We start from the raw sequence: 25,574 nt of genomic DNA, 5'->3' as shown, positions 1-25,574 counted from the left end.
TTCACGGTGTGAACTCACACGTACGGAGTGCCGCTCAGGTGAGCGCCGTAGGGGGTCTACGGGCGTTGACTCGTTCGGGAAGTGAAAACATCAACTCCCGACTCATTGCGAGCTCTTGACTTGCGATCTGTTGGCGGACGACTGGTTACGGCCGTATGACGCGCAAGTGGACGTACCGAGGTACCTTCGATCTGGGTATGTTCTCGCCGTCAGGGCAGCCAACGCGTCCTCGAGGAGTCGAGATCCGTGTCGGAAAACAAAGATCCCCACGTAACTGGTAGCGGCGACAGTGTTGTCGGCGGAGCGAAGTTCGTTTACGACTTCACCGAAGGCAACAAGGACCTCAAGGACCTCCTCGGCGGCAAAGGCGCGAACCTCGCCGAGATGACCAACCTGGGCCTTCCCGTCCCACCGGGCTTCACGATCACCACCGAGGCCTGCAAGACGTACCTCGAAAGCGGCGAGGAGCCCGCGGCACTGCGTGACGAGGTGAGTGCACACCTCGACGCCCTCGAAGAGACGATGGGCAAGAAGCTCGGGCAGGCCGATAACCCCCTGCTCGTATCGGTCCGTTCAGGGGCGAAGTTCTCCATGCCGGGCATGATGGACACCGTCCTGAACATCGGGCTCTCCGACAAGTCGGTGCAGGGCCTGGCCCAGCAGGCCGGTGACGAGCGCTTCGCATGGGACTCGTACCGCCGTCTCATCCAGATGTTCGGCAAGACCGTCCTCGGCGTCGAAGGCGACCTCTTCGAGGACGCGCTGGAGGCGGCGAAGACGGCCAAGAAGGTCGCCGTCGACACCGAGCTGGAAGCGGCCGACCTGAAGAAGCTCGTCACCAAGTTCAAGAAGATCGTCAAGACCGAGGCCGGGCGCGACTTCCCGCAGGACCCGCGCGAGCAGATGGACCTCGCCATCCACGCGGTCTTCGACTCGTGGAACACCGACCGCGCGAAGCTCTACCGCCGCCAGGAGCGCATCCCGCACGACCTCGGCACAGCCGTCAACGTCTGCTCGATGGTCTTCGGCAATCTCGGCCCGGACTCGGGTACCGGTGTCGCCTTCACCCGCGACCCCGCGAGCGGCCACCAGGGCGTGTACGGCGACTACCTGCAGAACGCGCAGGGCGAGGACGTGGTGGCCGGCATCCGCAACACGGTCCCCCTCGCCGAGCTGGAGAAGATCGACAAGAAGTCGTACGACCAGCTGATGCAGATCATGGCGACCCTGGAGAACCACTACAAGGATCTCTGCGACATCGAATTCACCATCGAGCGCGGCCAGTTGTGGATGCTCCAGACGCGCGTCGGCAAGCGGACGGCGGGCGCGGCCTTCCGTATCGCGACCCAGCTGGTGGACCAGGGGCTGATCGACGAGGCCGAGGCGCTTCAGCGCGTCAACGGCGCCCAGTTGGCCCAGCTGATGTTCCCGCGCTTCGACGAGGACACGAAGGTCCAGACGGTCGGCCGGGGCATCGCGGCGTCGCCGGGTGCGGCGGTCGGCAAGGCGGTCTTCGACTCGTACACGGCGGTGAAGTGGTCGCGTTCGGGCGAGAAGGTGATCCTGGTCCGCCGCGAGACGAACCCGGACGACCTGGACGGCATGATCGCGGCGGAGGGCATCCTGACCTCGCGCGGCGGCAAGACGTCGCACGCCGCCGTGGTGGCGCGCGGCATGGGCAAGACCTGTGTGTGCGGTGCCGAGGAGCTCGAGGTCGACACCAAGCGGCGCCGGATGACGGTGCCGGGCGGGCATGTGGTGGAGGAGGGCGACCTCATCTCCATCGACGGGTCGAGCGGCAAGGTGTACCTCGGTGAGGTGCCCGTGGTCCCGTCCCCGGTCGTGGAGTACTTCGAGGGCCGGATGCACGCGGGCGCCCAGGACGCCGACGAACTGGTCGAGGCCGTACACCGGATCATGGCGTTCGCCGACCGCAAGCGTCGCCTGCGGGTGCGCGCCAACGCGGACAACGCCGAGGACGCGCTGCGCGCCCGTCGTTTCGGCGCGCAGGGCATCGGCCTGTGCCGTACCGAGCACATGTTCCTCGGTGACCGTCGTGAGCTGGTCGAGCGCCTCATCCTGGCCGACACGGAGGTCGAGCGCGAGGAGTCGCTGAAGCAGCTGCTCCCGCTCCAGAAGCAGGACTTCGTGGAGCTGTTCTCGGCGATGGACGGTCTGCCGGTGACGGTCCGTCTCCTCGACCCGCCGCTGCACGAGTTCCTGCCCGACATCACCGAGCTCTCGGTCCGGGTCGCCCTGGCGGAGTCCCGCCAGGAGCCGCACGAGAACCTGCTCCGCCTCCTCCAGGCGGTGCACCGCCTGCACGAGCAGAACCCGATGCTGGGTCTGCGCGGCGTACGCCTCGGCCTGGTCATCCCCGGCCTGTTCACGATGCAGGTACGGGCGATCGCCGAGGCCGCGGCGGAGCGGAAGTCGGCGAAGGGCGACCCGCGAGCCGAGATCATGATCCCGCTGGTCGGCACGGTCCAGGAGCTGGAGATCGTCCGCGAGGAGGCCGACCAGGTCGTCGCCGAGGTCGAGGCGGCGACGGGCACGCAACTGAAGCTGTCGATCGGCACGATGATCGAGCTGCCGCGGGCCGCGCTGACGGCGGGCCAGATCGCCGAGGCCGCCGAGTTCTTCTCCTTCGGCACGAACGATCTGACGCAGACGGTGTGGGGCTTCAGCCGCGACGACGTGGAAGCCTCGTTCTTCACGGCGTACCTGGAGAAGGGCATCTTCGGCGTCTCCCCCTTCGAGACGATCGACAAGGACGGCGTGGGTTCCCTGGTGAAGCTCGCCGCCGAGGCCGGCCGCGCCACCCGCCCCGACCTGAAGCTCGGCGTGTGCGGCGAGCACGGCGGTGACCCGGAGTCGGTCCACTTCTTCCACGAGGTGGGTCTGGACTACGTATCCTGCTCGCCGTTCCGGATCCCGGTGGCCCGCCTGGAGGCCGGCCGCGCGGCGTCCACGTCGAAGGGCAGCGACCACCGCTGATCCTGTCCCGGACTCCGGAGCCGTCGTCGGTCACCCCGACCCTCACCGACGCGATGGCGGCTCCGGTGCGCGAAAGGAAAGAGGGCGGCGCCTGTGCGGAGGCGCCGCCCTCTCGGCGCGACGGCCGAGGTCAGCGCACCGTGCGGAAGAACGCGCGGACGTCGTCGACCAGCAGGTCCGGTGCCTCCATCGCCAGGAAGTGGCCGCCGCGGTCGAGTTCGGTCCACCGTACGACGTTGTGGTCGCGTTCGGCCCAGGGGCGGATGGCCACGTCGTTGGCGGTCAGGAGGACCGCGGTGGGTGCGGTGCCGCGCCCGCTGACGTCCCACGTGGCGGCGGAGATCTCCTCGTAGTAGATCTGGGCGGCCGAGGCGGCGGTTGCGGTGAACCAGTACAGCGAGATGCCGGTCAGCATGTGGTCACGGTCGACGCTGTCCTCCGGCAGCCCGTCCTCGGGGAAGCTGAGCTCCTTGAACTTCTCGACGATCCAGGCCAGTTGGCCGACGGGGGAGTCGGTGAGGGCGTAGCCGACCGTCTGCGGGCGCTTGGAGTTGCACTGCAGGTAGCCGTCGTTGAAGTTCTGCATCCGGTCCCAGCGCCGCTGCTCAGCCTCGGCCAGGCCGTCCATCTCGCCCTCGGCGCCCACGGGGAACGTGAGCAGGCCGTGGACGTGGATGCCGGTGAGGTGTTCCGGGGCCTGTTTGCCCATCGCCGGGGCGACCCAGGCGCCGGTGTCGTAGCCGTGGACGCCGTAACGGTCGTAGCCGAGGCGGGACATGAGGCCCGTGAGCAGCGTGGCCATCTTTGCGGCGTTCATGCCGGGGCCGGCCAGGGGCGTGGAGAAGGCGAAGCCCGGGAGGGAGGGGACGACCAGGTGGAAGGCGTCCGCCGGGTTGCCTCCGTGGGCGCGGGGGTCGGACAGCGGGCCGATGATGTTGAGGAAGTCCACCGCCGAGCCCGGCCAGCCGTGCAGCAGCATCAGGGGTGTGGCGTCGGGTTCGGGGGAGCGGACGTGCAGGAAGTGGAGGTTCTGGCCGTCGAGGGTGGTCATGTACTGGGGGAACTTGTTGAGGGACGCCTCCTGCGCCCGCCAGGCGTAGGCGGTGCGCCAGTACTCGGCCAGGTCCTTGAGGTAGGCGAGCGGGACGCCGCGGCTCCAGCCGACGCCGGGCAGTTCGTCCGGCCAGCGGGTTGCGGCCAGGCGGGCGTGGAGGTCGTCGAGTTGCGTCTGCGGGATGTCGATGTGGAACGGATGGATGTCGGAGGTGGTCGTGTTCGCCATGGCGGTGACGCTAGAAGGTGCTTAGGTCAGAGGTGTTCCTAACCTTCTGGCAGTCTGGCGGCATGCTGGAGACGTCCGGGCGGCTGCTGAAGCTGCTGTCCCTGTTGCAGACCCACGGTGACCGGTCCGGGGCCGAGCTCGCCGGCCGTCTCGGCGTCAGTCGGCGCACGCTCCGCCGTGACGTGGAGCGGCTGCGCGAACTCGGCTACCCGGTGCAGGCCACCCGGGGAACCGCTGGTTACCGGCTCGGTGCCGGGGCCACGCTGCCGCCGCTGCTGCTCGACGACGACGAGGCCGTCGCCGTCGTGGTCGGCCTGCGCACGGCGGCCGGTGGATCGGTCGCCGGAATCGAGGAGTCCTCGCTGCGTGCGCTGACCAAACTGGAGCAGGTGCTGCCCGCACGGCTGCGTTACCGGGTGAACACCCTGCACGCCGCGACCGTCCGGGCGGGTGAGGCTCCGGCACCCAAGGTCTCCCCGGACGTCCTCATGGCCGTTGCCGAGGCGTGCCGCCGGCACGAGTGGCTGCGGTTCGACTACACCGACGCCCGCGGCAAGGGCGGAATCCGCTCGGTGGAGCCGCACAGCCTGGTGAGCTTCGGCCGCCACTGGTACCTGGTCGCCTGGGACACCGACCGCGCCGACTGGCGCACCTTCCGCGTCGACCGGCTCACCCCGCGCACGCCGACCGGCCCGCGCTTCACGCCCCGGGAAGTCCCCCACGGGGACGTGGCCACGTATCTCGCCCACCAATTGTCCGCGCAGGCATGGCCGTTCAGGGCCACCGTCACCCTGCACGAGTCCGCCGCGGCGGTCGCCGACCGCGTCTGGCCCGGCATGGGCGTCCTCGAACCCGTCGACGACCACAGCTGCCTGCTGCACCTGGGCGCCGACAATCCCCGCGACCTCGCCTGGATGATCACCTCGGTCGACGCCGACTTCTCCCTGACCGAGGCCCCGCCCGAACTCGCCGCGACCCTGCGCGCCCAGGCCGTTCGCTGCTTGACCGCCTTACAAGAGACGTGACGCCGCGTCAGTGGGTGCTGGTGCGACGCCCCTGTCCCTTGCGAGCAGCAGGGCCAAAGGTCCGGCCGGGAGCAGGAATCGGCCCTGTACGGCCGCCTTGACGGCGTCGGCCATGGGCCACCAGGACAGCTTGAAGTCCGCCTCGGCAGGGGTGAGTTGCTGCGGGCCGCAGGTGAGTGAGGTGGCCTCGAAGAGGTGCACGCGTGCGGCCGAGTCGAGCGTGATGGCGTAGGAGCCGAGGAGCCTCCAGGCCACAGCGGTGATGCCGGCCTCTTCCAGAAGTTCCCGGCGGGCGCACTGCTCAGGGGTTTCCCCGTCTTCTCTGCGCCCGCCGGGAAGGAAGAGGAACTCGCCGCCGTGCCGGGGAAAATGTGCGCTCAGGATGGCTACGAGGCCGTCCGAGCCGCGGGCCACCACCACTGAGGCATCGCGGTGGGGCCCGCGGCTCTGGATGTCGTCACTCATGTGACGCGAGCGTAGCGAGCCTCAGCTCACCCAGGCGGCGAACAGCAAGGCCCTGCGTCAGCTCCACACGACGAACCCGCACCGGCCGCATCTCCACTGGACGAGCCGACTGGCAGACGACCCACGGAGCACGCCGCCGCAGTTGTACCGGAGGCAGGGCATCGCTCACTTCTGGCGGGTTTGTCGTAACTCACGGTCTTGCGGCCTGATCCGCCGGACAAGCCCTGAGCGGCCGCCGGATGTAGGTCGTGGCGGCGGTGGGTCCGGTGCCTGGTGTCTGCCATTGGACGGGCCTGGCAGGCGTTTGGTGAGAGGGCTCTCTGCGGGCGGGTAACCGCCATACATGATCCTGTCGTGGGAGGTATTGCCGGAGTCGGATCTGCGTGAGGCGATCGGTGTCCTCGTACGCGTGGTGGAGACCGCAGGTGCGTTGATCATTTTTGTGGGGGCGGTCTGGGCGTTCGCCCGTTTCATCGCGGCCGTGGTGCGTGGCGGGGGGCAGGGGCAGGGCTTCAACCGGATCCGGCTGGCGCTGGGCAGGTTTCTCGTGCTGGGACTCGAGTTTCAGTTGGCGGGCGATGTGCTGCGTACCGCGGTGGCGCCCAGTTTCACCGAGATCGGACAGCTCGCCGCGATTGCCGCCATCCGGACGGCTCTCAACTACTTCCTGGGCCGTGAGATCGCCCGTGAACGTGCCGAGCTCGAACGCGACACAGAAGGGGAATCACAGCAAGACGCGGGAGCCAGGTCCGGCGGGCGAAAGGCGCCGTAGGGTGAACGCGGCGATCGAGGCAGCCACGCTGCTGATTACCGCAGTCGGCGTCGTGTCGTTCCTGACGGCCTACGCGGCCACGCGCACGATCCGCTCCGCCCTGCCGCTACTCCTGGAGTTTCTCACCGCGGCCGGCCTGATCCGCCTCGCGGGTGATCCGTCGTGGAGCAGCATCGTGCTGACGGTCGCTGTCATCGCCGTCCGTAAGGTCGCCGCTTTCGGCGTCTCCGAGAAGAGCACAGCATGAGCAATGAGCATCATGGAGTGCGGCAGACGATAAGCGGCTGGATGTCCTCAAGGCCAGTGAAACGGATGCCTGAGCAACGGCACCGTTCACCCCGTATCGGCACCGCAACGCGCCTCGTTGCCCCGCTCCTGGATCCGCATCCACCAACCTCAACAGCCACGTCAGCGCAGGTGCCGCTCCCAGTCCGCAGGGACCTTGCCCCGCGGGCCAGGGGTGGGCAACCGACGGAATGGGTCTACCTGCGGCTTTGTGGCTCCAGTCATGCGGCGACCATGCCACCGCGCGTGCGGTCTTTCACTCGCCCCGCCAGACGTTGTCGAAGGCAGCCTCCTCGATGGCTCGCCGCTGCCGTTCGGCCTCCAGACTCCTTACCGCATCATGGACGGCGGCGAGCACTGTCGCCACGGCATCGTCGGCCACGCCTGGTGACTCTCCCGTCGGCTTGTCGCCGATCCCGACGGCCGCCGCGAGGGCTGTGAGGATGGGCTCATCCGATGCCCAGCGGTTCGCCGCCCGGCGGCGTGCGGGCGAATCCACCAGCACCAGGTGAGCGGGCTGGAAGATCATCCAGAGGCGGCGTTGCCGAGTGAGCTGGCCTTCCGCTTCGAGGGCGGCCAGATAGGCCGCGGACAGGCCGCGGCCTCTGCGCCACAGCCAGTCGCCGACCGACTCGTACGGCGATTGTCGAGCAAGTGACGACGCGGCCTCATCCAACCCCCGATCAGCTATGGCTCGCCGGTCGCTCGGCACGATGTGATCACCGTCCAGTGTGATGGCCTGGGCCTCCAGGAGGTCGATCAGCTCGGCTCCCGCGAGCGCAAGGGACAGATCGCCTTGTTCCAGAGGACGACTGGCCGTCAAGTCCATGGCGATGATCAACAGGTCCCGCGGTGTGGTCATGAATGACTCCGTCTCACCTCGAGGAGCAACCGGCGCTGCCGCTGCCGCAGACGGTGGCTTCATGTGCGTGGCAGCGGGACGCGCATGTAGACCGTGCCGCGCAGGTCCAGCCATGCGGCGTCGGGGTCCCGTACGAGTCGCAGGATCACCGCGCCACAGCTCGGGCAGCGGGCCACCAGGCCCGGGGCGTGCGCGTACACGCGCAGGTCGGCGACGAGAGCGGTGCGCCCGCAGCCGGCGCAGCGCCCGGAGGCTGCGGTGACGTCTGCGGTGAACAGTTCGCCCAGAGGGCCGGCGAGTGCGTTGCCGTCCTCGTAATCCGTGGTGTCCTGTCGGTCCATGTCAGCCTCCCGTGGGGCCGAAGCGTTCGGTTCTGATCCGGCGCGGGTCGTGGCCCAGCGCCACCAGCTGGGCCGCGGCGGTCTCGACGAAGCCGGTGGGCCCGCAGACGAAGCAGACCGGCTCGAACTCCGGTGGCCAGCCGTGGGTCTGCAGGTCTGCGAGTTGCAGGCGCTTGGCGGGTCTCGGCCAGCCCTCAGGCGTGTGCCGGGTGTAGAGGTGGGTGACCTCCAGGCCGCCGTCACCGGGCTGCGAGGTGCGCAGTTCGGAGGCGTAGTACCCGTCCTCGGGGGTGCGGACCGAGTAGATCAGCCGGAAGAGGGTGTGGCTGCCGAGGCTGCGGCGCGTGCGGATCATGGCCATCAGCGGGGCGATCCCCGATCCGCCGCCCACCAGCAGCACCGGCCGGATGTCGGCCGGGCGCCAGACGAACCAGCCACCCACCGGGCCCCGGATCTCCACCAGGTCACCGATCTCCATCACATCGACCAAGTACGGCGAGACCTCTCCGCCGGGCACGCGCTGCACCGTCAGCTCGAACCGGTCGCCGTCGGGTGCCGAGCTCAGCGAATAGCTGCGCTGGGTGCTGTAGCCGTCCTCGGCCGTCAGCCGCACATCCACGTGCTGGCCGGCCAGGTGCCCGGACCAGCCGGGCACGTCGAAGACCAGCGTGCGGGCCGAAGGCGTCTCGTCGCGCAGACCGACCAGCCGGGCGGCCTGCCAGGTCAGGGGCGCTTTCAGTCGCCCTGGTACCGCTGCTCGCGCCACGGGTCACCGTAGTCGTGGTAGCCGAGGCTCTCCCAGAACCCCGGCTCGTCCTCGGTCAGCAGCTGCATCCCGCGCACCCACTTGGCCGACTTCCACAGGTACAGATGCGGCACCAGCAGCCGGGCCGGGCCGCCGTGCACCGGAGCGAGGTCCTCCCCCTCGTACTGGTAGGCGATCCACGCCTTGCCGCCCAGCAGGTCCTCCAGCGGGATGTTCGTCGTGTAGTCACCGTAGGAGTGGACCAGCACGAACTCGGCCGCCGTCTCCACATCGGCGAACAGGGTGTCCATGGACACGCCTTCCCAGCCGGTGCCCAGCTTCGACCACTTGGTCACGCAGTGCAGGTCCACTGTCGGCCGCTCGCTCGGCAGCGTCAGCAGCTCCCGCCACGACCAGCGGTGGCGCGTACCGCTTTCGGTCGTAATGGTGAACTCCCACTCCTCCCGTGCGATGCTCGGCGTGGGACCGGCCGACAGCACCGGAAAGTCCTCGGTCAGATATTGCCCGGGAGGCAGCTTCACATCCGCTGGGCGCGCCCGGCTGTGAAAGCCCCGCGAAACGATTCCCATGGATCTGCCCCATTCCGTCAGAGGGACACGACGCCGACGACCCCGGGGACGACATCTCCATTGTGGGAGACGTGAGCGGAAAACACACGTCGTGGCGCTGTGCCGCCCGAGGACAACGCCCGTGACCTCTGACCAGAAGGTTGTGGCCGCCGGATACCTCGATGGTCTGCACAGTGATGCAGCGGCCCTTTTCGGAAAGGATCCCGAGCGCGCGGAGACACGGGCCGCGTAGCTGGCGGCGATCGACCCGGAATGGAACTGCCCCTTTTGCGGGTGTTAGATGGAAAGCGTCACGAACGTGGAGACGTGCCGCTCGGTGGGCGGCTATATGACGGCCGCGCCGGCGCTGACGGCCAAGGAACGCGGCGACGTCACCTTCCTGCAGCAGTCGATGTACTGCCCGGTCACCGACGCGGCGATGAACACCGCGTCATACGAACAGTTCGCCACCGTCTACGAGGCTTTCCGCCCGTCCGCAGACCGAGGAGCGCCGTTATGCCCGTCACGGCCGAAGCAGCAGCCATCCGTCCGTTCCGGATCGAGGTTCCGGAGGAGCAGCTCGCTGAGCTGCGCAGCCGGATCGAGGCGACGCGCTGGCCTTCCAAAGAGCTCGTCGCCGACCGGTCGCAGGGCGTGCAGCTGGCGACGCTGCAGGCGCTCGCCCGCTACTGGACGACCGGGTACGGGTGGCGCAAGTGCGAGGCGAGGCTGAACGCGCTGCCGCAGTTCACGACCGAGATCGACGGGGTCGAGATCCACTTCATCCACGTCAGGTCGCGGCATGAGAATGCGTTGCCGCTGATCATGACGCATGGCTGGCCCGGCTCGGTCATCGAGCTGCTGGAGACCGTCGGCCCGCTGACCGATCCGACCGCTCACGGCGGCACCCCCGAGGACGCGTTCCATCTGGTGCTGCCGTCCTTGCCCGGCTACGGCTTCTCGGGCGAGCCGACCGAGCTCGGCTGGGAGTCCGGCCGCATCGCACACGCGTGGGCGGAGCTGATGGATCGCCTCGACTACACGCGCTACGTCGCCCAGGGGGGCGACGTGGGCGCCGCCGTCACGGACGCGATGGGCGGCCAAGCACCCGAGGGGCTGCTCGGCATCCACATGAACTTGCTCGCCGGGGCGCTCGGTCTCAAGGACCAACTGCCGGCGGAGTCCGAGCAGGAACGCGCGGCGCACGACGCGGTCAACACGTTCATGACGGACGGCTTCGGCTACTTCCTGGAGCAGTCCACCCGGCCGCAGACGATCGGTTACTCCCTGCTGGATTCACCCGTCGGGCTGGCGGCCTGGTTGCTCGACCACGACACGGACAGCTACTACAAGATCTCCCGCGCGTTCGTCGACGGCGAGCCCGTGGGCAATCTCACCCGGGACAACATCGTCGACAACATCACGCTGTACTGGCTGACGGGCACCGGTGCCTCGGCCGCCCGGTGGTACTGGGAGTTCGGACGGGCCCTGGCCGCAGCCCATGCGGCCGGCCAGACTCCTCCGGCGGTCTCGGTTCCGGTCGGCTTCACGACGTTCCACGGCGAGATCTGGGCTGCCCCGCGCAGCTGGGTCGAGACGGTCTACCCCAAGCTCACGTACTTCAACGAGGTCGACAGCGGCGGCCACTTCCCCGCCTGGGAGGAGCCGGAGCTCTTCTCCACGGAGGTGCGGGCTGCATTCAGCTCACTGCGCTGACGACGCTGTCGTGTGAGGGCGGACTCTCGTCGGGCACCGAGTCGTACGAGTACCTTTTCCGGCGAGAGGTTCTCGCAGAAGATGATGCTGTAGCCGAAGGGATACGCCTCGGCCACCCAGCGGAGTCCGTCAGTCATTCCGTCATCCTGTCAGGCGACCACAGGTCAGCCGGTGGTACGGCGCTTGCGGGCCGCCAGCAGTACGCCGCCTCCGGCGAGCAGGACGGCCGCGCCGCCGCCCGCGAGGTAGGGGGTCGCGCTGCTGCCGCCCGTCTCGGCCAGGTCGGTGCCCTCGTCTCCCGCGGTGTCGGGCGAGGTGGCGTTCGTGCCGTTGGACTCGTCGGCTCCGGTGCCCGCGTCCTCGTCTCCGGTGCTCTCGTCCTCGCCGCCGGTGTTCGTGTCCTCGGCCGGGACGAAGCCCGCGGGCGGCTGGTCGCAGCCGATGCCGTCTCCGTCGCGGTCGAGGTGTTTGCCGTAGTGCTCGTCGCTCGCGGGGATCTCGGAGTACCCGTTGTCGTACGCCTCGGTGCAGTTCTTGAACGGGTGATCGCCGTCATGGGCCTCGGCGGTGGCCGGCAGGGCGGCCAGTGCCAGGGCGGCGACAGCCACGGCGGCAGGTCTGCGGAAAAGGTTCATGGAGAGTCCCCAGATATGTGCGGATATCCGTACGTGTGATCACGAAGTGACGATCGAGCGGATTTGAGGTGATCAACGTATTGAGGGGCTGCCGATGTGGAGGCGATATGAAGGACCTGTGATGCGAACGTGACGTGACTGGAGGGTAGCTCTCCGCTCATGTGGCAGGGATTTGTACACCTCGGGGTGTGCGAAACACCGCCAACCCAAAGGTGTGCCACCACCGCCTGCGTTCAGCCGGAGAACCTTCTCGCCAGGTCCCGGTGCCACCGCGCGGCCTCGGCCGCCTGGTCGCCGGTGATGATCGCGCCGGGCATCCGGCTCAGGCGTTCGACCTGGTCGGCGAAGCGCAGATGCTCCCGGTGGGCGTGTTCCCGGCAGGCCAGGCAGGTGACGCGTTCCGGGTGCGGAGAGGTCATCGCGTACGGCACCCGGCGTGCGCAACCGGTGGTGACGACGCTCGGCGCGTCCGGCACGAGGTCGAACGTCGACGCGAGCGTGTTGCGGTAGGCGGCGCCCGCCTGTGCCACCTTCTCCTCGACGTGGATGTACGGATCGGTCTCGCTCATGTACGTCCCCACCTCCGCTCCCGAGTCGTCGGGCGCCAGGCTACGACGTCAGGCGGGCAGCGCCGGCGCCTCGCGGCGACGGGGGCCAGGTTTCCCTGCCGGAAGCTCGTGCGATTGCGCGGACGGGAGGCGGACCACCGCGTCCAGACCGCCCGTGGCCGCGGCGTGCAGGGCCACCTCGCCGCCGCTCGCGTGGGCGAGGCGTTGGACCAGGGAGAGGCCCAGGCCGGTGCCGCCCTTGGGGGCTCCGGGGGCACGCCAGAAGCGGTCGAAGGCGCGGCTTCGCTGTTCCGGGCTCATGCCGGGGCCCTCGTCCGTGACGTGCAGGTCGACCCAGGAGGCGCGGCTTTCGCGGAGGTGGTGGAGATGGTGCAGGGGGTGTCGGCGGGCGGGTGCCGAGAGGCGGAGCTCCATCGAGACCGTGCTGCCGGACGGTGAGGCCCGCAGGGCGTTGGAGAGCAGGTTGTCCAGGATCTGCTCCACCGCTCCCGGGAGCGCGAGCACCTGGCCCACGCTGCCGGCGAACAGGACGAGCGAGACATCGTGCCGCTCGAACAACGGCGCCCACGTCCGGTGCCGTTCCGCGCAGATCTCGCCCACGTCGACCGGGCCCGGACTCGCCGCGCTGTCCTCGAGGCGGGCCATCGCCAGCAGCCCCTCGACCATCCGCGACAGCCGGTCCGTCTCGGTCACGGCGGCGGCGAGGCTGCCCCGGGCGCGCTGGGCCGTGTCGGGCTCCAGGTTCTCCAGCCGCAGCCGCAGGGCCGCGAGCGGGGTCTTCAGCTGGTGCGAGGCCTCGCCGGCGAAGGCGCGTTGCGAGGCCAGGAGGTGTTCGAGGCGGGCGGCGGTCCGGTTGAAGGCCGCCGCCAGGCTGCGTATCTCCGGCGGGCCGGAGGTGACCGCCACCGGAGTTGCCTGGCCACCGTCGGCCAACTGGTGTGTGGCCTCCTCGAGTTGGCGGATGGGACGCCCGGCCCACCGGGCGAACGCGAAGGCCAACGCGGCGACGGCGGTCAGCGCCGAGCATCCGGTGAACGCCAGCAGCAGCCACACCCGGCCGACCCGGTCGGCGACCATCTCCGTGGGCAGCGTGATCCGCACCGCGCCCCGCGCCCGCTCGTCGCCCGCTGCCTGAGGCCCGCCGGGCGCGACGACCGGGGCGGCGACGGACAGGTACTGCACGCCGCCCATGGTGGACGTACGGACATCGCTGGTGGCTGTGCCGTCGAGTGCGGCGGCCACTTCGGTACGCGACGGAAGTTCGCGTTCCTCCGCATCGGACAGCGGATGCGAGGTGGCCAGCAGATCACCGTCCGCGTCGAGGATGGCCACCTGTCCGCCGATACGTTCGGCGCACTGGACGACCCGCTTGTCGAGCTCGCCCTTCCGCCCCGCCGAGAGGGACAGCGCGGCGAACGCGGCCACCGACTCGGCCTCGTCGACGGCGGAGTTGACGATCCGCTCCCGCTCGGCCCGCGAGTAGACGATCCCCAGCGGGATCTCCAGGCACAGCAGGACGAAGGCGGCGAGGCTGAGATAGGTCAGCAGCAGACGGCGGGTCATGACACTGTGGCCTCCTCGGAGGTCTCAGGGTTGTCGGAGGCGTCGCCGTGGCCGCCGCGCCCCGGGCTCGCCTCACCCGCGGTGCGTACGGCGAGCCGGAACCCCACCCCGCGCAGGGTCTGGATCCACGCCGGGTCGCCGAGCTTGCGGCGCAGGGTGGCGACATGCACGTCCAGGGTCTTGGTCGGGCCCTGATAGTGCGTGTCCCAGACCCGGTTGAGGATCTGCTGCCGCGAGTACACCGCGCCGGGGTCCTCGGAGAGCAGCGCCAGCAGCTCGAACTCCTTGGGCGTCAGCGGCACCGGCACCTCGCCCACCCAGACCTGCCGCGTCCGCCGGTCCACCACGAGCGGTCCGGGCGCCGGGGCGTCGCCCATCGGCTCGCCGGGGTCGGGCGGGGACTGCTCGTACCGGGGCGGTTCGTAGGCGCCCGGCCTGGGCGGTTCATAGGCCATCGGGTCGTACGCGGGCACGGCCGGTTCGTACGCGTTCGGATCGTGCGTCGCCGATTGGGGTGCGTAGTGGGGGGCGTACGGATCAGGAACGTACGTACCTGCCGCGGGAGTCGCGTCCCCCGGTGTCCCCGTGCGGTGCAGCCGTCGTGTCACGGCGCGGATGCGGGCGACGAGTTCGCGGATGCTGAACGGTTTCGCCAGGTAGTCGTCCGCGCCGAGCTCCAGGCCCAGCACGCGGTCGGCCTCCTCGCCGCGCGCGCTGAGGATGATGATGGGGACGTCGGAGGTCTGGCGGATGCCGCGGCAGACGTCGATGCCGTCCAGGTCGGGCAGGCCCAGGTCCAGCAGGACGACATCGCCGTGCGGCCCTCTCAACCCGTCGGCGCCGGTGGCGACATGGCTGACCGTCAGGCCGAAGTGGCGCAGGCCCTCGGTCAGCGGTTCGGCGATCGTCTCGTCGTCCTCGATGAGCAGCACTCGTACGCCCATGCGTCCTGTCTCTCCATGAAACATGAAATCCGGACAACACGAATCCCGTGCTGTGGGGCTGCCACGCTACAAGAGGTCTCATGTGCGTGTCCCATGAATGCGGGGTTTGTGAAAAGGCACTCAGTAAGCGCTTGTATCTGTCCGATTCGACTGGTTCCGGCGGCTTCGGTGGGGTGCCTGGCTGAAATATGTGGCAAACCTGGTGTCGCCTTAGTGTCCCCTTAACCTTTCTCTGGTCAGGCCTCCCCTACGGTTTATAAGGCCAGGTCAGAATATGTTTGAGGGAGGCAACGTGAAGGCATTGCTGGATCGCGCCCGGTCGTTCAAGCGCCGGGTCGATTTCGAGAGCGGTGAATACCGGAAGTTGGCCGAAGGTCAATTTCCGGAAGCGCTGTTCATCACCTGCTCGGACTCGCGGGTGATACCCGCTCTGATCACCGGCGCAAGGCCCGGCGAGATATTCGAGCTCCGCAATGCGGGCAACATTGTGCCGCCGCACGATGAGCACGGAGCGGCCTCCGGCGAGGCCGCCACCATCGAGTACGCGCTGGAGGTGCTCGGCGTTCAGGACGTCGTGGTGTGTGGTCATTCCCACTGCGGCGCCATGGGGGCGCTGAAGCACGGCGCGGATCTGTCCGGGCTGCCGCGGGTGGACGCCTGGCTCGATCTCGCCCGGCCGGGACTCACCTCCCTGCTCGGGGACGCCGTCGAGCCCGAGGATCCGGCTCTGCGGGAGGTCGTCCAGCTGAACGTGCGCAACCAGCTGGCCGCGCTGCGCGAGTACCCGACGGCCCGTCAACTCCTGGACTCCGGGCGGCTTCGGCTGCACGGCTGGTACTACGAGATCGACACCGGCCAGGTCCATGAGCTGGACGAGGACGGTCTGTTCCGGGTGCACGCGTCATGAGCGGGCAGCATGCGCGGCGGGCGCGCGGACGCGGTTCGGGATCCTCGGGGGACTCGGGGTCTTCGTCGTCGACGCTCACGATTCCGCAGCCCAAGAGCCCTCGCAGCCCTCACAGTCAGAGCCCTCAGAACCCGCCGGGCACTCGAAGTACGAAGGAGGGGTCTGCCGGTCCTCCCGACTCGCGCAAGGGGCGCGGCTCGGGCGAGGGCGGTGGCGTGGACTTTGCCACCGAGATCACCGCCTCGCTCGTCGTGTTCCTCGTCGCGTTGCCGCTGTGCATCGGGGTGGCCGTGGCGTCCGGGGTGCCCGCCGAACTGGGGATCATCTCCGGGGTCATCGGCGGACTGGTGGTCGGGGCGGCCCGGGGCAGCACGCTCCAGGTCAGCGGGCCGGCCGCCGGGCTCGCCGCGCTGGTCGCGGAGACGGTGCTGGAGTTCGGCGTCGCCATGCTCGGAGTGATCGTTCTCTTCTCCGGCATCCTGCAGATCATTCTGGGGATGGTCCGGCTCGGCCGCATGTTCCAGGCGATCTCCCTGGCCGTCGTCCAGGGGATGCTCGCCGGGATCGGACTGCCACTGATGTTCAGCCAGGTGTATCCGATGTCCGACGCCAAGGCTCCCGGCATGCCGATCGAGAACATCGCCGGTGTTCCCGCGCTGGTCGCGGACACCCTGGCGAACCCCCAGGCGGGGATCGCGGCGCTGCTCGGCATCGTGACGATCGTGCTCAGCTTCGTATGGAAGAAGATGCCGGGCCCGGTGAAGAAGGTCCCGGCGGCGCTCGTGGCCGTGGGCATCGGCATCGGGGTGGCCTCGCTGCCGGGCGTGGACGTGAAGACGCTCCAGGTGGGCAACCTGCTGGCTTCTGTGCAGGTGCCGGGGGCGGAGCAGTTCGCGGGCCTGGCCAATGCGGGGATCATCACCGCGATCCTCACCTTCACGGTCATCGCCTCGGCGGAGAGCCTGTTCACCGCGGCGGCCGTGGACCGGATGCACAACGGCCCGCGCACCCGCTACAACACCGAACTCATCGCCCAGGGCGCCGGAAACACGGTGGCCGGCGTCCTCGGGGCGCTGCCCATCACGGCGGTCGTGGCCCGTAGTTCGGCCAATGTGCAGGCCGGGGCCAGGACCCGGCTCTCCCGTACGCTGCACGGCTTGTGGCTGCTCGCCTTCGCGCTGCTGCTGCCGCAGGTGCTCGCGCTGATCCCGATCTCGGTGCTCGCGGGTGTCCTCGTCCACAGCGGGTGGAAGCTGTTCGCGCCCGAGGAGTTCCCGAAGATGTGGCGGCAGGACCGGGGCGAGTTCGCGGTGATGACCGTGACGACGCTGGTCATCGTGGCCACGGCGCTCCTTGAGGGCGTACTGATCGGCCTCGCCGCCGGAGTCGTCCTGGCGGCGCTGCGGATGTCGCAGACGGTCGTCCGGCAGCACATCGACAACGACACGGCGAAGGTCGTCATGGCGGGCAACGCCACGTTCCTGCGCCTGCCGCGCCTGATCGACGCCCTCGAGTCCGCGGCCGCCTCCGGCAAGCCCCGCATCCGCCTCGACCTCACGGGCGTGACCCACCTGGACCACGCCTGCCGCAGCCAGATCGACGAGTTCGTCGCGCAGCAGCGAGGGGCGGGGTTGCGGGTGGAGTTGCTCATGCCGGGGCCGGCGGTTACGGGGGCGGGGGCGAAGGTGCCGCCGTCGCCGGAGCCGGACGTGGCGGCTGCCGCCGGGGTCTCGGCATCGGCGCCCGGGGCGGATTCGGAGAGGGAGCGGGTGCTTGCCTCGGTCCCTGCCGCGCCTGACGGGGAAGCGAACCGGACGTGGGAAGCGGACTCTTCCAGCGGCCCTGCTTGGGAAGCGGTCCCGTCCACCGGCTCGGCTTGGGAAGCCATCCCCGACTGGGGAACGAACCCGGCTCTGGACAGGCCTGCGACCTGGGACCCCGACCAGGCGTGGGATCCCGACCAGGGGTGGGACCCCGACCAGGCGTGGGGCACCGACCAGGCGTGGGAAACCGGCCAGGCGTGGGACACCGACCGCCCCTGGACCACGGACCGCACCCGGGACGCCGACCCGCTCACCGACTCGCCCCATGACCGAGCCACCGCCGACCGGTCTGCCGATCCGGCCCCCGTCCCCGGCCCGACAGCCGAGTGGTTCTACCTGGACACGGAGCCCATGCCGGGTACGTCCCCGCCGCCCGTCATGCCCCTGTTCCTCCGCGGCCGGTCAACGACCGACCGGGCCTGAGGAAAGGGTCCGCCGGGAACGCGGACGGCGCCTGGTGCGGATCAAGCGGGGAGGCCGCCCGGCCCAGGAGCGGACTGGGTCCGGGACGCCTCCCTGAGGCGCCGGGCCAGCCCGCGACCGAGCCACCGCCGACCGTCCGCGTCCCGGCGCGATGACAGGAGACCGCCATCCTCCTTCAGTCGTTGACCTCGCGTTCGCCCTGAGGCTTGGATGGCGGGGCTGTGGTTCCTCGTGGGATCAGATGCGTGGGCAGGATGACGTGTCGGGCGCGGTCCGCGTCGGAGTCGTTGATGAGTTCCAGGGCCAGTTCGGCGGCGGCGCGGCCCATGTCCGAGGGGGACTGGGCCACGGTGGACAGGTCGAGCCACTCGGCCATCAGTTGGTCGTCGAAGCCGAGGACGGAGATCCGTTCGGGCACCTCGATCTGCACGGTGCGCAGGGCCGAGATGACGGAGGCAGCCAGTTCGTCTTGCTCGGCGAAGATCGCAGTGGGTGGTTCGCGCAGGCTCAACAGGTTTCCGATTGCCTGGGTGGTGCCGCGCTTGTCGCGGGGCGGCGTGGTGACGATCAGGTCGTCGTCCAGGGGGATGTCCGCCTCGGTGAGCGCCTGCCGGTAGCCGAGGAGGCGATCGCGCGAGCTGAAGCTGAAGCCGCGGGCGTTGGTGGTGTGCGCGAAGGCGATCCGGCGGTGTCCGAGGTTGATCAGGTGGCGGGTGGCCTTGCAGGCGGCGGCGACGTCGTCGACGTAGACGCTGGGGCGGCCCTCGACGTGCTGGCTGATGTAGATGACCGGCATGCCGAGGTCGTCCAGCCGGGCGGTCTCTTCCTTGGTGAGGTCGAAGCAGAAGACCAGTAGCGCGTCCGCGTTGCGCCGGGCCGGCAGTCGCTCGAAGAACTCAGCCCTTTCGGCCAGATCTGGGACGACGTAGACGGTCATCTCCATGCCGGCGTCCCGCAGCAGCGGGCCCAGGCTGGACAGCGCCGCTCCCATGAACCACGAGTCGAGCGTGGGCACGAGCACCGCCATGACGCCGGTCCTGCCGGTCACCAGGCTCGACGCCTGCCGCGAGATCGCGAAGTTCAGCTCACGGGCGGCCTTCTCGACCCGCTCACGGATCTGCGGCGAGACCGATGTCAGGCCACGCATGGTGCGCGAGACGGTGGACGGGGAGACCCCCGCCCGTTCGGCGACGTCGGCCAACGTGGGGTGCCGCTGAGCTGGTGACATGAGCGGAAGTTAGCACAGACTGAGCCTCTGATGGGACTCCTCGAGACAGCGCTGTCTTTGCTGCTTACGAGGATGGAATGTCTGTTACACCCAGTACAGAGAGGGTGTGTGTCGCGTAAAGCATCCTTGCTACTGCGTCGTTACGCATTGACTTCCATCGAGTGCACTCCTACGGTGCAAGCGTTGTCTCAGCGGAGTCGAAGACGTCACTTCGAAGTCACCCTTCGATGCTTTGAACTGCGCTTTTGATCTACAGAACGCGATGACAGCACAGTCTCGTAACAGAGTCATCCCAGAGGCATCTCGGCAGCTGCTCCCTACGGGGCGACCACGCCGAGACTTCGGTTCCGCACGTCCAGGAGAGACAGTGAACGCCAGAACCACCAGAGTCCTTCAGTGCTCGGCCGTGCTCGTCGCCGCCGGGCTCGTCCTCACCGCCTGCGGCTCCTCCGACGACAACAGTTCCTCGGAGAAGTCCCCGTCGTTCTCGGGCCGTGGCCCGATCACGTTCGCGGCGGCCAAGGACAGCTCCGGCGTCGTCCAGAAGGTGATCGACGGCTGGAACAAGGAACACCCCAAGGAGAAGGTCACCTTCGTCCAGCTGCCGTCGGACGTGAACCAGCAGCGCCAGCAGATGATCCAGAACGCCGAGACGAAGTCCGACGCCTACACGGTGCTCTCCCTGGACGCGGTGTGGACCTCGGAGTTCGCCGCCCACCAGTGGATCGACCAGCTGCCCGCCGCACAGTTCCCGCTGGACAAGATGCTCAAGCCCGTGGTGGAGACGACCAAGTACCGCGACAACCTGTACGCGGTCCCGCAGTCCTCCGACGGCGGCATGCTGTACTACCGCTCCGACCTGCTGAAGAAGGCCGGCGTCAGCGCCGCGCCGACGACGTGGGCGCAGATGCAGGCCGCCTGCGCCAAGGTCGAGAAGCTGCCCGAGGCCAAGGGCATGTCCTGCTACGCCGGCCAGTTCCAGAAGTACGAGGGCCTGACGGTCAACTTCGCCGAGGCCGTGAACTCCGCCGGCGGGGTCATCACCGACGCCAACGGCAAGCCGAACGTCGACACGGCCGAGGCGAAGAAGGGCCTGGACTTCCTCGTGGACTCCTTCAAGGACGGCACGATCCCGAAGGAGGCCATCACCTACCAGGAGGAGGAAGGCCGCCAGGCGTTCCAGTCCAGCAAGCAGGTCTTCTTTCGCAGCTGGCCGTACGTGTACTCGCTGGCCGAGAAGAGCAAGGTGAAGGGCAAGTTCGCGGTCGCGCCGCTGCCCGGCCTGACCGGAGCCGGCTCCTCCACCCTGGGCGGTCACAACGTGGCCGTGTCCTCTTTCGCCAAGAACAAGGCCACGGCGCTGGACTTCATCAAGTTCTTCACCAGCCACGACAGCGCGACCACGTTCCTCAAGGAGGGCTCGGCCGCCCCGCCGTACGCGGACCTGTACGACGACCAGGCGCTGGTCAAGCAGTACCCGTACCTGCCGGTGCTGAAGAAGTCGATCCTGAACGCCGTGCCGCGCCCTCGGGTGGTCCAGTACGGCGACGCGTCCTCCGCGATCCAGCAGGAGGCCTACGCAGCCCTGAACGGTGACAAGTCCAGCGCGCAGGCGCTGAAGGACCTGCAGGAAGCCCTGCAGAAGCTCCCGACACAGTGAGGAGGAGGGCCGTGGTGGACGCCAAGACCCCACCCGACACGGCCGCGGTACGGCCGTCCGGTGCGGCAGCGCGCCGTGCCGGACGGCCCGCCGCGCCGGTGCGTTTCCGGGGCGGGCAGAAACGGGCGACGGCGGGTTCCGGCCGGATGGCGGCCCTGCTGGTGTCTCCAACCCTGCTGGTGCTGACCGTCGTCGTGCTCTACCCGACGATCATGGCGCTGCGGGAGTCGCTGTACGGGCCCAAGGGGCTGGACCCGGAGACCGGCTTCATCAGCGACACCGAGCCGTTCGTCGGGCTGCAGAACTACGCCGACATCTTCGGCGAGGCCGGCGACCGGTTCTGGAACGCCTTCTGGAACACCACCTTCTTCACCATTGTCACGGTGGGACTGGAGACGGTGATCGGTGTCGCCATGGCGCTGATCATGCACAAGGCGTTCCAGGGCCGCGCCCTGGTGCGGGCCAGCATCCTCATCCCCTGGGCGGTCCCCACGGCCATCTCCGGCCTGCTGTGGCGGTGGATCTTCAACAGCGACGGCATCGCCAACGCCCTGATCGGCCAACAGGTCCTGTGGACCACCGAGGGCTTCCATGCCAAGGTCGCGGTCATCATCGCCGAGGTATGGAAGACCGCCCCGTTCATCGGGCTGCTGGTCCTGGCCGGCCTGCAGGTGATCGGCAAGGAGGTCTACGAGGCGGCCCGCATGGACGGGGCGAGCCCCGTGCGCCAGTTCTGGCACATCACCCTGCCGCTGGTGAAGCCCGCACTGCTGGTGGCGGTCCTCTTCCGCTGCCTGGACGCGCTGCGGATGTTCGACCTGCCCTACCTCCTCGTCGGCGCCCAGAAGAACTCGGTGGAAACCCTGTCCATGCTCGCGCAGAACGAGGCGTCCAACGTCCGCTTCGGACCGGCCGCCGCCTACGCGGTGATCCTCTTCCTCTACGTCTTCCTCATCGCCCTGGGATTCGTACGACTGCTGGGCGCGGACGTCGTCGGAGACGGCGGCACCGCACGCAAAGCCAAGCGCAAGAGCAGGCTCCGGCGCGCCCCGGCGCCCGGCGGTGTGGAGGTGTCGGCATGACCACCACGGCGAACACGACCACCAAGACGACCATGACCACCCCGGCGAAATGGCGAACCTGGCTGGTGTACGCGGGAGTTGCCCTGGTGGTGGCCTACTGCCTGGCCCCCTTCTACTGGATGCTGGTCTCCAGCCTGCGCCGCACCTCCGACATCTTCGACACCACACTGCTGCCCTCCCCGGTGTCGTTCGACAACTACCGGGCGGTGTTCGACCCCTCCCAGGGCTTCGGCCGCGCCCTGCTCAACAGCCTGATCGTCTCCGGTATCACCACCGTCCTGGCGCTGCTGCTGGCCACGTTCACCGCCTACGCCATGGCCCGGCTGGAGTTCCGCTTCAAGCGGCTGATCCTCACCCTGATCATCGCCACCTCGATGTTCCCGGTGGTGTCGATCGTGGTCCCGCTGCTGAAGCTGTTCACCGACATCGGCTGGATCAACACCTACCAGGCGATGATCGTGCCGAGCATGTCCTTCGCCCTGCCGCTGGCGGTGTGGAACCTGACCACGTTCTTCCGGCAGATGCCCGACGAACTGGAACAGGCCGCCATGATCGACGGCTGCACCCGCGGCCAGGCATTCCGCAAGATCATCGTTCCGCTCGCCGCACCGGGCATCTTCACCACCGCGATCATCACCTTCATCGCCGCCTGGAACGAGTTCCTCATCGCCCTGTCGATGACCAACCGGCCCAGCATCCAGACCGCGCCGGTCGCCATCTCCAAGTTCGCCGGCGCCACCCAGTTCGACGTCCCCTTCGGCAGCCAGATGGCCGCGGGCGTCCTGGTCACCATCCCCCTGGTGATCATGGTGCTCCTCTTCCAGCGCCGCATCGTCGCCGGACTCACCGCGGGCGCGGCCAAGTAGCCGTCCGTTCTTGCGGCCGGTTCCCCCACAGTCCCCTTCTCAAAGGACCCTTCAGCACCATGTCCCCCACCACGCCCTCGCCCTGGTGGCGCAGTGCCGTCATCTACCAGGTCTACATCCGCAGCTTCGCCGACGGGAACGGCGACGGCGTCGGCGACATCGCCGGCCTGCGCTCCCGGCTCCCGTACCTCAAGTCGCTCGGCGTGGACGCCCTGTGGATCACCCCCTGGTACACGTCCCCGATGGCGGACGGCGGCTACGACGTGGCCGACTTCCGCGCCATCGACCCGCTGTTCGGCACGGTCGCCGAGGCCGAGAAGTTCATCGAGGAAGCCCACGAGTACGGGATCCGCGTCATTCCCGACATCGTCCCGAACCACACCTCCGACCAGTACGCCTGGTTCCAGGCGGCACTGTCCGCCGGCCCCGGGAGCCCGGAACGCGAGCGGTACGTCTTCCGGCCCGGCCGCGGCCTTGACGGCGCCGAGCCGCCCAACAACTGGGTCTCCTGTTTCGGCGGCCCCGCCTGGACCCGGCTGCCCGACGGCGAGTGGTACCTCCACCTGTACGCCCCCGAACAGCCCGACCTCAACTGGCAACACCCCGACGTGCACGCCGAGTTCGAGTCCATCTTGCGGTTCTGGTTCAGCCGGGGCGTCGACGGCTTCCGGATCGACGTGGCACACGGACTCGTCAAGGACCCCGAACTGCCCGACCTGCGGCCCGAGTCGGCGAGCGAGAAGACCCGGGAGTACGTCGCACACCCGCACTGGGACCGCGACGAGGTCCACGACATCTACCGCACCTGGCGCAAGGTGGCCGACGAGTTCGACGGCGACCGGGCCTTCGTCGCCGAAGCCTGGTCCGACACCTGGGACACCCCCGAACGCCTCGCCGCCTACGTCCGCCCCGGCGGCCTGCACACCGCGTTCAACTTCGACTTCCTCATGGCCAGCTGGGACGCCAAGGACCTCCGCGCGGTCATCGACGACTCCCTCGCCATGCTCAGCGGCGTCGGAGCACCGGCCACCTGGGTGCTGTCCAACCACGACGTCATGCGTCACACCAGCCGCTACGCCCGCAAAACCGTCGCACGATGGGTGCCCAACGAGCGCTACCAGCCCCAGGGCCCCGTCGACCTGGACCTCGGCATCCGCCGCGCCCGCGCCGCCGCCCTGCTGATGCTCGCCCTGCCCGGCGGCGCCTACATCTACCAGGGCGACGAACTCGGCCTGCCCGAAGTCGAGGACCTGCCCGAGTCCGTCCTCCAGGACCCCATCTGGGAACGCTCCGGCCACACCGACCGAGGACGCGACGGCTGCCGCGTCCCCATCCCCTGGTCCGGCCAGACCCCGCCCTTCGGCTTCAGCCCCGAGGATGCTCCTGCCGCCCCCTGGCTGCCCCAGCCCGCCAACTGGCGTGAGCGCAGCGTGGAGGCACAGACCGGCGACCAGACCTCGATGCTGGAGCTGTACCGCACCGCCCTCCGCCTACGCCGCGACCACCCCGCCCTCGGCGACGGCACCCTGACCTGGCAAGACGCCCCCGCAGGCATCCTCGCCTTCCACCGCGAACCCGGCTTCCTCTGCGTCGTCAACCTCTCGGATGAGGCGTACCAGCTGCCCGACCACACCTCGATCCTGCTGGCCAGCGGCCCGATCGCAGACGAAATTCTGGAACCGGACGGCGCGGTCTGGCTCAAGGCATAGCGGCCCGCACAGGGGGTAGCGCCCCCCTCAACCGCCAGGGCCTGTCTGGTGTCACTCCCCGCTGACCGGACAGGCCGGAAAGCGGAACCCCGGCTACCCTGAAACTGTACGTCTCGTGCGGAGTTGAGAGGGTCCTCAGGGCACAGTGAGAGGGAGCCGTCATGGCCGGCTGGAGTGTGCAGGACATCCCTGACCAGGGCGGGCGTATCGCCGTCGTGACCGGTGCCAACAGTGGGCTAGGGCTGGCCACCTCGCGTGAGCTGGCCCGGCGTGGGGCCCATGTGGTGCTCGCCTGCCGGAGTGAGGAGCGGGGGGCCCGCGCTCGCGACCGGATCCTTGGGGAAATCCCTGACGCACAAGTCGAGTTGAGGGCTCTCGACCTCGGACGCCTGGAATCCGTAAGGGAGTTCGCGGCCGAGTTCGCGGCGTCCCATGGTCACGAGCGGCTCGATCTGCTCATCAACAACGCGGGTGTGATGGCCCTGCCCCACGGGCGCACAGTGGACGGCTTCGAGACCCAGTTCGGGGTCAACCACCTCGGGCACTTCGCGCTCACCGGGCTTCTGCTGCCGCTGCTCCTGAAGACCCCGGGCGCGCGGATCGTCACCGTGTCCAGCACCATGCACTCGGTGGCCAACATCGACATCAACGACCTCAACAGCGAGCGCCGCTACAACCGTTGGCTCGCCTACTCCCGCTCCAAGACGGCCAACCTGCTCTTCACACACGAACTCGCCCGCCGCCTCACCGCGACCGGCTCGGACGTCGTCGCGGCCGCCGCCCACCCCGGCTACGCGGCCACGAACCTCCAGACCAAGGGCCCCCGGATGGAGCGCCGCAAGGCCGCCGAACTGTTCATGCAGATCGGCAACCGCTTCTTCGCCCAGTCCGCCGAGGCCGGCGCCCGGCCCATCCTGTACGCGGCCACCGCGCCCGGCGTCGAACCCGACTCCTTCACCGGCCCCTCGTTCGCCGACTGGCGCGGCTCACCCGCCAAGTCCCGCCGCGCCAAGTGGACGCTCAACGACACGGCGGGGGAACGCCTCTGGGCGGAATCGGAACGGCTCACGGGAGTGACGTACGACGCCCTGAAGGTGTGAGAGGCG

The 25,574-nt window shown here is 68.9% G+C and carries 22 protein-coding genes and 2 pseudogenes; 13 read left to right on the top strand and 11 right to left on the bottom strand.

Annotation, left to right across the window (positions count from 1 at the left end):
• Positions 1 to 246 precede the first annotated feature (246 nt).
• Positions 247 to 2,997, top strand: coding sequence for a pyruvate, phosphate dikinase (gene ppdK, locus ACYVO6_RS29485; RefSeq protein WP_461066406.1), 2,751 nt, complete (start codon positions 247 to 249; stop codon positions 2,995 to 2,997).
• 130 nt (positions 2,998 to 3,127) lie between these two features.
• Here ppdK and ACYVO6_RS29480 read toward each other — a convergent pair whose 3' ends face one another.
• Entirely contained in the window at positions 3,128 to 4,279 is a 1,152-nt protein-coding gene (locus ACYVO6_RS29480; protein WP_461066404.1) for an epoxide hydrolase family protein, read from the bottom strand.
• Between the two features lie 62 nt (positions 4,280 to 4,341).
• On the opposite strand from ACYVO6_RS29480, the gene ACYVO6_RS29475 reads away from it, so the two are divergent.
• Positions 4,342 to 5,304: a helix-turn-helix transcriptional regulator gene (locus ACYVO6_RS29475; RefSeq protein ID WP_461066402.1), complete on the top strand. Its 963-nt coding sequence runs from the start codon at positions 4,342 to 4,344 to the stop codon at positions 5,302 to 5,304.
• On the opposite strand, the gene ACYVO6_RS29470 is transcribed toward ACYVO6_RS29475, so the two are convergent.
• Positions 5,290 to 5,769 carry an NUDIX hydrolase gene (locus tag ACYVO6_RS29470; protein ID WP_461066400.1) on the bottom strand — a complete coding sequence of 160 codons (480 nt, stop codon included), beginning with the start codon at positions 5,767 to 5,769 and terminating at the stop codon, positions 5,290 to 5,292. The genes ACYVO6_RS29475 and ACYVO6_RS29470 overlap by 15 nt on opposite strands.
• Positions 5,770 to 6,112: 343 nt before the next feature.
• On the opposite strand from ACYVO6_RS29470, the gene ACYVO6_RS29465 reads away from it, so the two are divergent.
• Both ACYVO6_RS29465 and ACYVO6_RS29460 read left to right on the top strand, forming a co-directional pair.
• Positions 6,113 to 6,541, top strand: a complete 429-nt coding sequence (locus ACYVO6_RS29465) for a DUF1622 domain-containing protein (RefSeq protein WP_461066398.1) — start codon at positions 6,113 to 6,115, stop codon at positions 6,539 to 6,541.
• Between the two features lies 1 nt (position 6,542).
• Entirely contained in the window at positions 6,543 to 6,788 is a 246-nt protein-coding gene (locus ACYVO6_RS29460) for a hypothetical protein (protein ID WP_461066396.1), read from the top strand.
• A 294-nt stretch (positions 6,789 to 7,082) separates the two neighbouring features.
• Here the strand turns inward: ACYVO6_RS29460 and ACYVO6_RS29455 are convergent, their stop codons facing one another.
• From ACYVO6_RS29455 to ACYVO6_RS29440, 4 genes are read right to left on the bottom strand one after another with little or no spacing between them, the layout of a single operon-like run.
• On the bottom strand, positions 7,083 to 7,688 hold the full coding sequence (locus ACYVO6_RS29455) for a GPP34 family phosphoprotein (protein WP_461066394.1): 606 nt from the start codon (positions 7,686 to 7,688) through the stop codon (positions 7,083 to 7,085).
• A 59-nt stretch (positions 7,689 to 7,747) separates the two neighbouring features.
• Complete coding sequence (locus tag ACYVO6_RS29450; RefSeq protein ID WP_461066392.1) at positions 7,748 to 8,029, bottom strand: DUF6510 family protein; 282 nt, start codon at positions 8,027 to 8,029, stop codon at positions 7,748 to 7,750.
• 1 nt (position 8,030) lies between these two features.
• Positions 8,031 to 8,795 carry a ferredoxin reductase gene (locus ACYVO6_RS29445; RefSeq protein ID WP_461066390.1) on the bottom strand — a complete coding sequence of 255 codons (765 nt, stop codon included), beginning with the start codon at positions 8,793 to 8,795 and terminating at the stop codon, positions 8,031 to 8,033.
• Positions 8,765 to 9,364, bottom strand: a complete 600-nt coding sequence (locus ACYVO6_RS29440) for a sulfite oxidase-like oxidoreductase (protein WP_461066388.1) — start codon at positions 9,362 to 9,364, stop codon at positions 8,765 to 8,767. Before ACYVO6_RS29440 ends, ACYVO6_RS29445 begins: the two co-directional genes overlap by 31 nt.
• Before the next feature lie 313 nt (positions 9,365 to 9,677).
• Here ACYVO6_RS29440 and ACYVO6_RS29435 point away from each other — a divergent pair.
• Positions 9,678 to 9,821, top strand: a pseudogene (locus tag ACYVO6_RS29435) (esterase); the annotation flags it as partial.
• Positions 9,822 to 9,859: 38 nt separating this feature from the next.
• On the top strand, positions 9,860 to 11,059 hold the full coding sequence (locus ACYVO6_RS29430; protein ID WP_461066386.1) for an epoxide hydrolase family protein: 1,200 nt from the start codon (positions 9,860 to 9,862) through the stop codon (positions 11,057 to 11,059).
• A gap of 164 nt (positions 11,060 to 11,223) precedes the next feature.
• Here the strand turns inward: ACYVO6_RS29430 and ACYVO6_RS29425 are convergent, their stop codons facing one another.
• The 4 genes from ACYVO6_RS29425 to ACYVO6_RS29410 all read right to left on the bottom strand — a co-directional run bounded on the left by ACYVO6_RS29425 (position 11,224) and on the right by ACYVO6_RS29410 (position 14,770).
• Positions 11,224 to 11,694: an excalibur calcium-binding domain-containing protein gene (locus ACYVO6_RS29425; protein ID WP_461066384.1), complete on the bottom strand. Its 471-nt coding sequence runs from the start codon at positions 11,692 to 11,694 to the stop codon at positions 11,224 to 11,226.
• A gap of 233 nt (positions 11,695 to 11,927) precedes the next feature.
• On the bottom strand, positions 11,928 to 12,263 hold the full coding sequence (locus tag ACYVO6_RS29420; RefSeq protein WP_461066382.1) for a hypothetical protein: 336 nt from the start codon (positions 12,261 to 12,263) through the stop codon (positions 11,928 to 11,930).
• 48 nt (positions 12,264 to 12,311) lie between these two features.
• Entirely contained in the window at positions 12,312 to 13,826 is a 1,515-nt protein-coding gene (locus ACYVO6_RS29415) for a sensor histidine kinase (RefSeq protein WP_461066380.1), read from the bottom strand.
• Entirely contained in the window at positions 13,823 to 14,770 is a 948-nt protein-coding gene (locus ACYVO6_RS29410; protein ID WP_461066378.1) for a response regulator transcription factor, read from the bottom strand. Before ACYVO6_RS29410 ends, ACYVO6_RS29415 begins: the two co-directional genes overlap by 4 nt.
• A 292-nt stretch (positions 14,771 to 15,062) precedes the next feature.
• Between ACYVO6_RS29410 and ACYVO6_RS29405 the strand changes: the two genes are divergently transcribed.
• Together ACYVO6_RS29405 and ACYVO6_RS29400 are read left to right on the top strand one after the other, a co-directional pair.
• Complete coding sequence (locus ACYVO6_RS29405; protein ID WP_461066376.1) at positions 15,063 to 15,677, top strand: carbonic anhydrase; 615 nt, start codon at positions 15,063 to 15,065, stop codon at positions 15,675 to 15,677.
• Positions 15,678 to 15,892: 215 nt separating this feature from the next.
• Positions 15,893 to 17,386, top strand: a pseudogene (locus tag ACYVO6_RS29400) (SulP family inorganic anion transporter); the annotation flags it as partial.
• Between the two features lie 712 nt (positions 17,387 to 18,098).
• Here ACYVO6_RS29400 and ACYVO6_RS29395 read toward each other — a convergent pair.
• Positions 18,099 to 19,151 (bottom strand): LacI family DNA-binding transcriptional regulator, encoded by a 1,053-nt coding sequence (locus tag ACYVO6_RS29395; RefSeq protein ID WP_461066374.1) that lies wholly within the window; start codon positions 19,149 to 19,151, stop codon positions 18,099 to 18,101.
• 367 nt (positions 19,152 to 19,518) lie between these two features.
• Here ACYVO6_RS29395 and ACYVO6_RS29390 point away from each other — a divergent pair, with 367 nt between their 5' ends.
• The 5 genes from ACYVO6_RS29390 (at position 19,519) to ACYVO6_RS29370 (ending at position 25,568) form a co-directional block, all read left to right on the top strand.
• Complete coding sequence (locus tag ACYVO6_RS29390; RefSeq protein WP_461066372.1) at positions 19,519 to 20,811, top strand: ABC transporter substrate-binding protein; 1,293 nt, start codon at positions 19,519 to 19,521, stop codon at positions 20,809 to 20,811.
• 11 nt (positions 20,812 to 20,822) lie between these two features.
• Complete coding sequence (locus ACYVO6_RS29385) at positions 20,823 to 21,893, top strand: carbohydrate ABC transporter permease (RefSeq protein ID WP_461066370.1); 1,071 nt, start codon at positions 20,823 to 20,825, stop codon at positions 21,891 to 21,893.
• A complete protein-coding gene (locus ACYVO6_RS29380) occupies positions 21,890 to 22,759 on the top strand; it encodes a carbohydrate ABC transporter permease (protein ID WP_281399426.1) in 870 nt (289 codons plus the stop codon). Before ACYVO6_RS29385 ends, ACYVO6_RS29380 begins: the two co-directional genes overlap by 4 nt.
• A gap of 59 nt (positions 22,760 to 22,818) precedes the next feature.
• Positions 22,819 to 24,468 (top strand): glycoside hydrolase family 13 protein, encoded by a 1,650-nt coding sequence (locus tag ACYVO6_RS29375; RefSeq protein WP_461066368.1) that lies wholly within the window; start codon positions 22,819 to 22,821, stop codon positions 24,466 to 24,468.
• A 161-nt stretch (positions 24,469 to 24,629) separates the two neighbouring features.
• Entirely contained in the window at positions 24,630 to 25,568 is a 939-nt protein-coding gene (locus ACYVO6_RS29370; RefSeq protein WP_461066366.1) for an oxidoreductase, read from the top strand.
• Positions 25,569 to 25,574: the final 6 nt, after the last annotated feature.

The sequence above is a fragment of the Streptomyces pseudoechinosporeus genome (assembly GCF_054783935.1).
The sequence above is the reverse complement of the archived record's forward strand: the minus strand, read 5'-3'. Positions and strand labels throughout refer to the sequence as shown.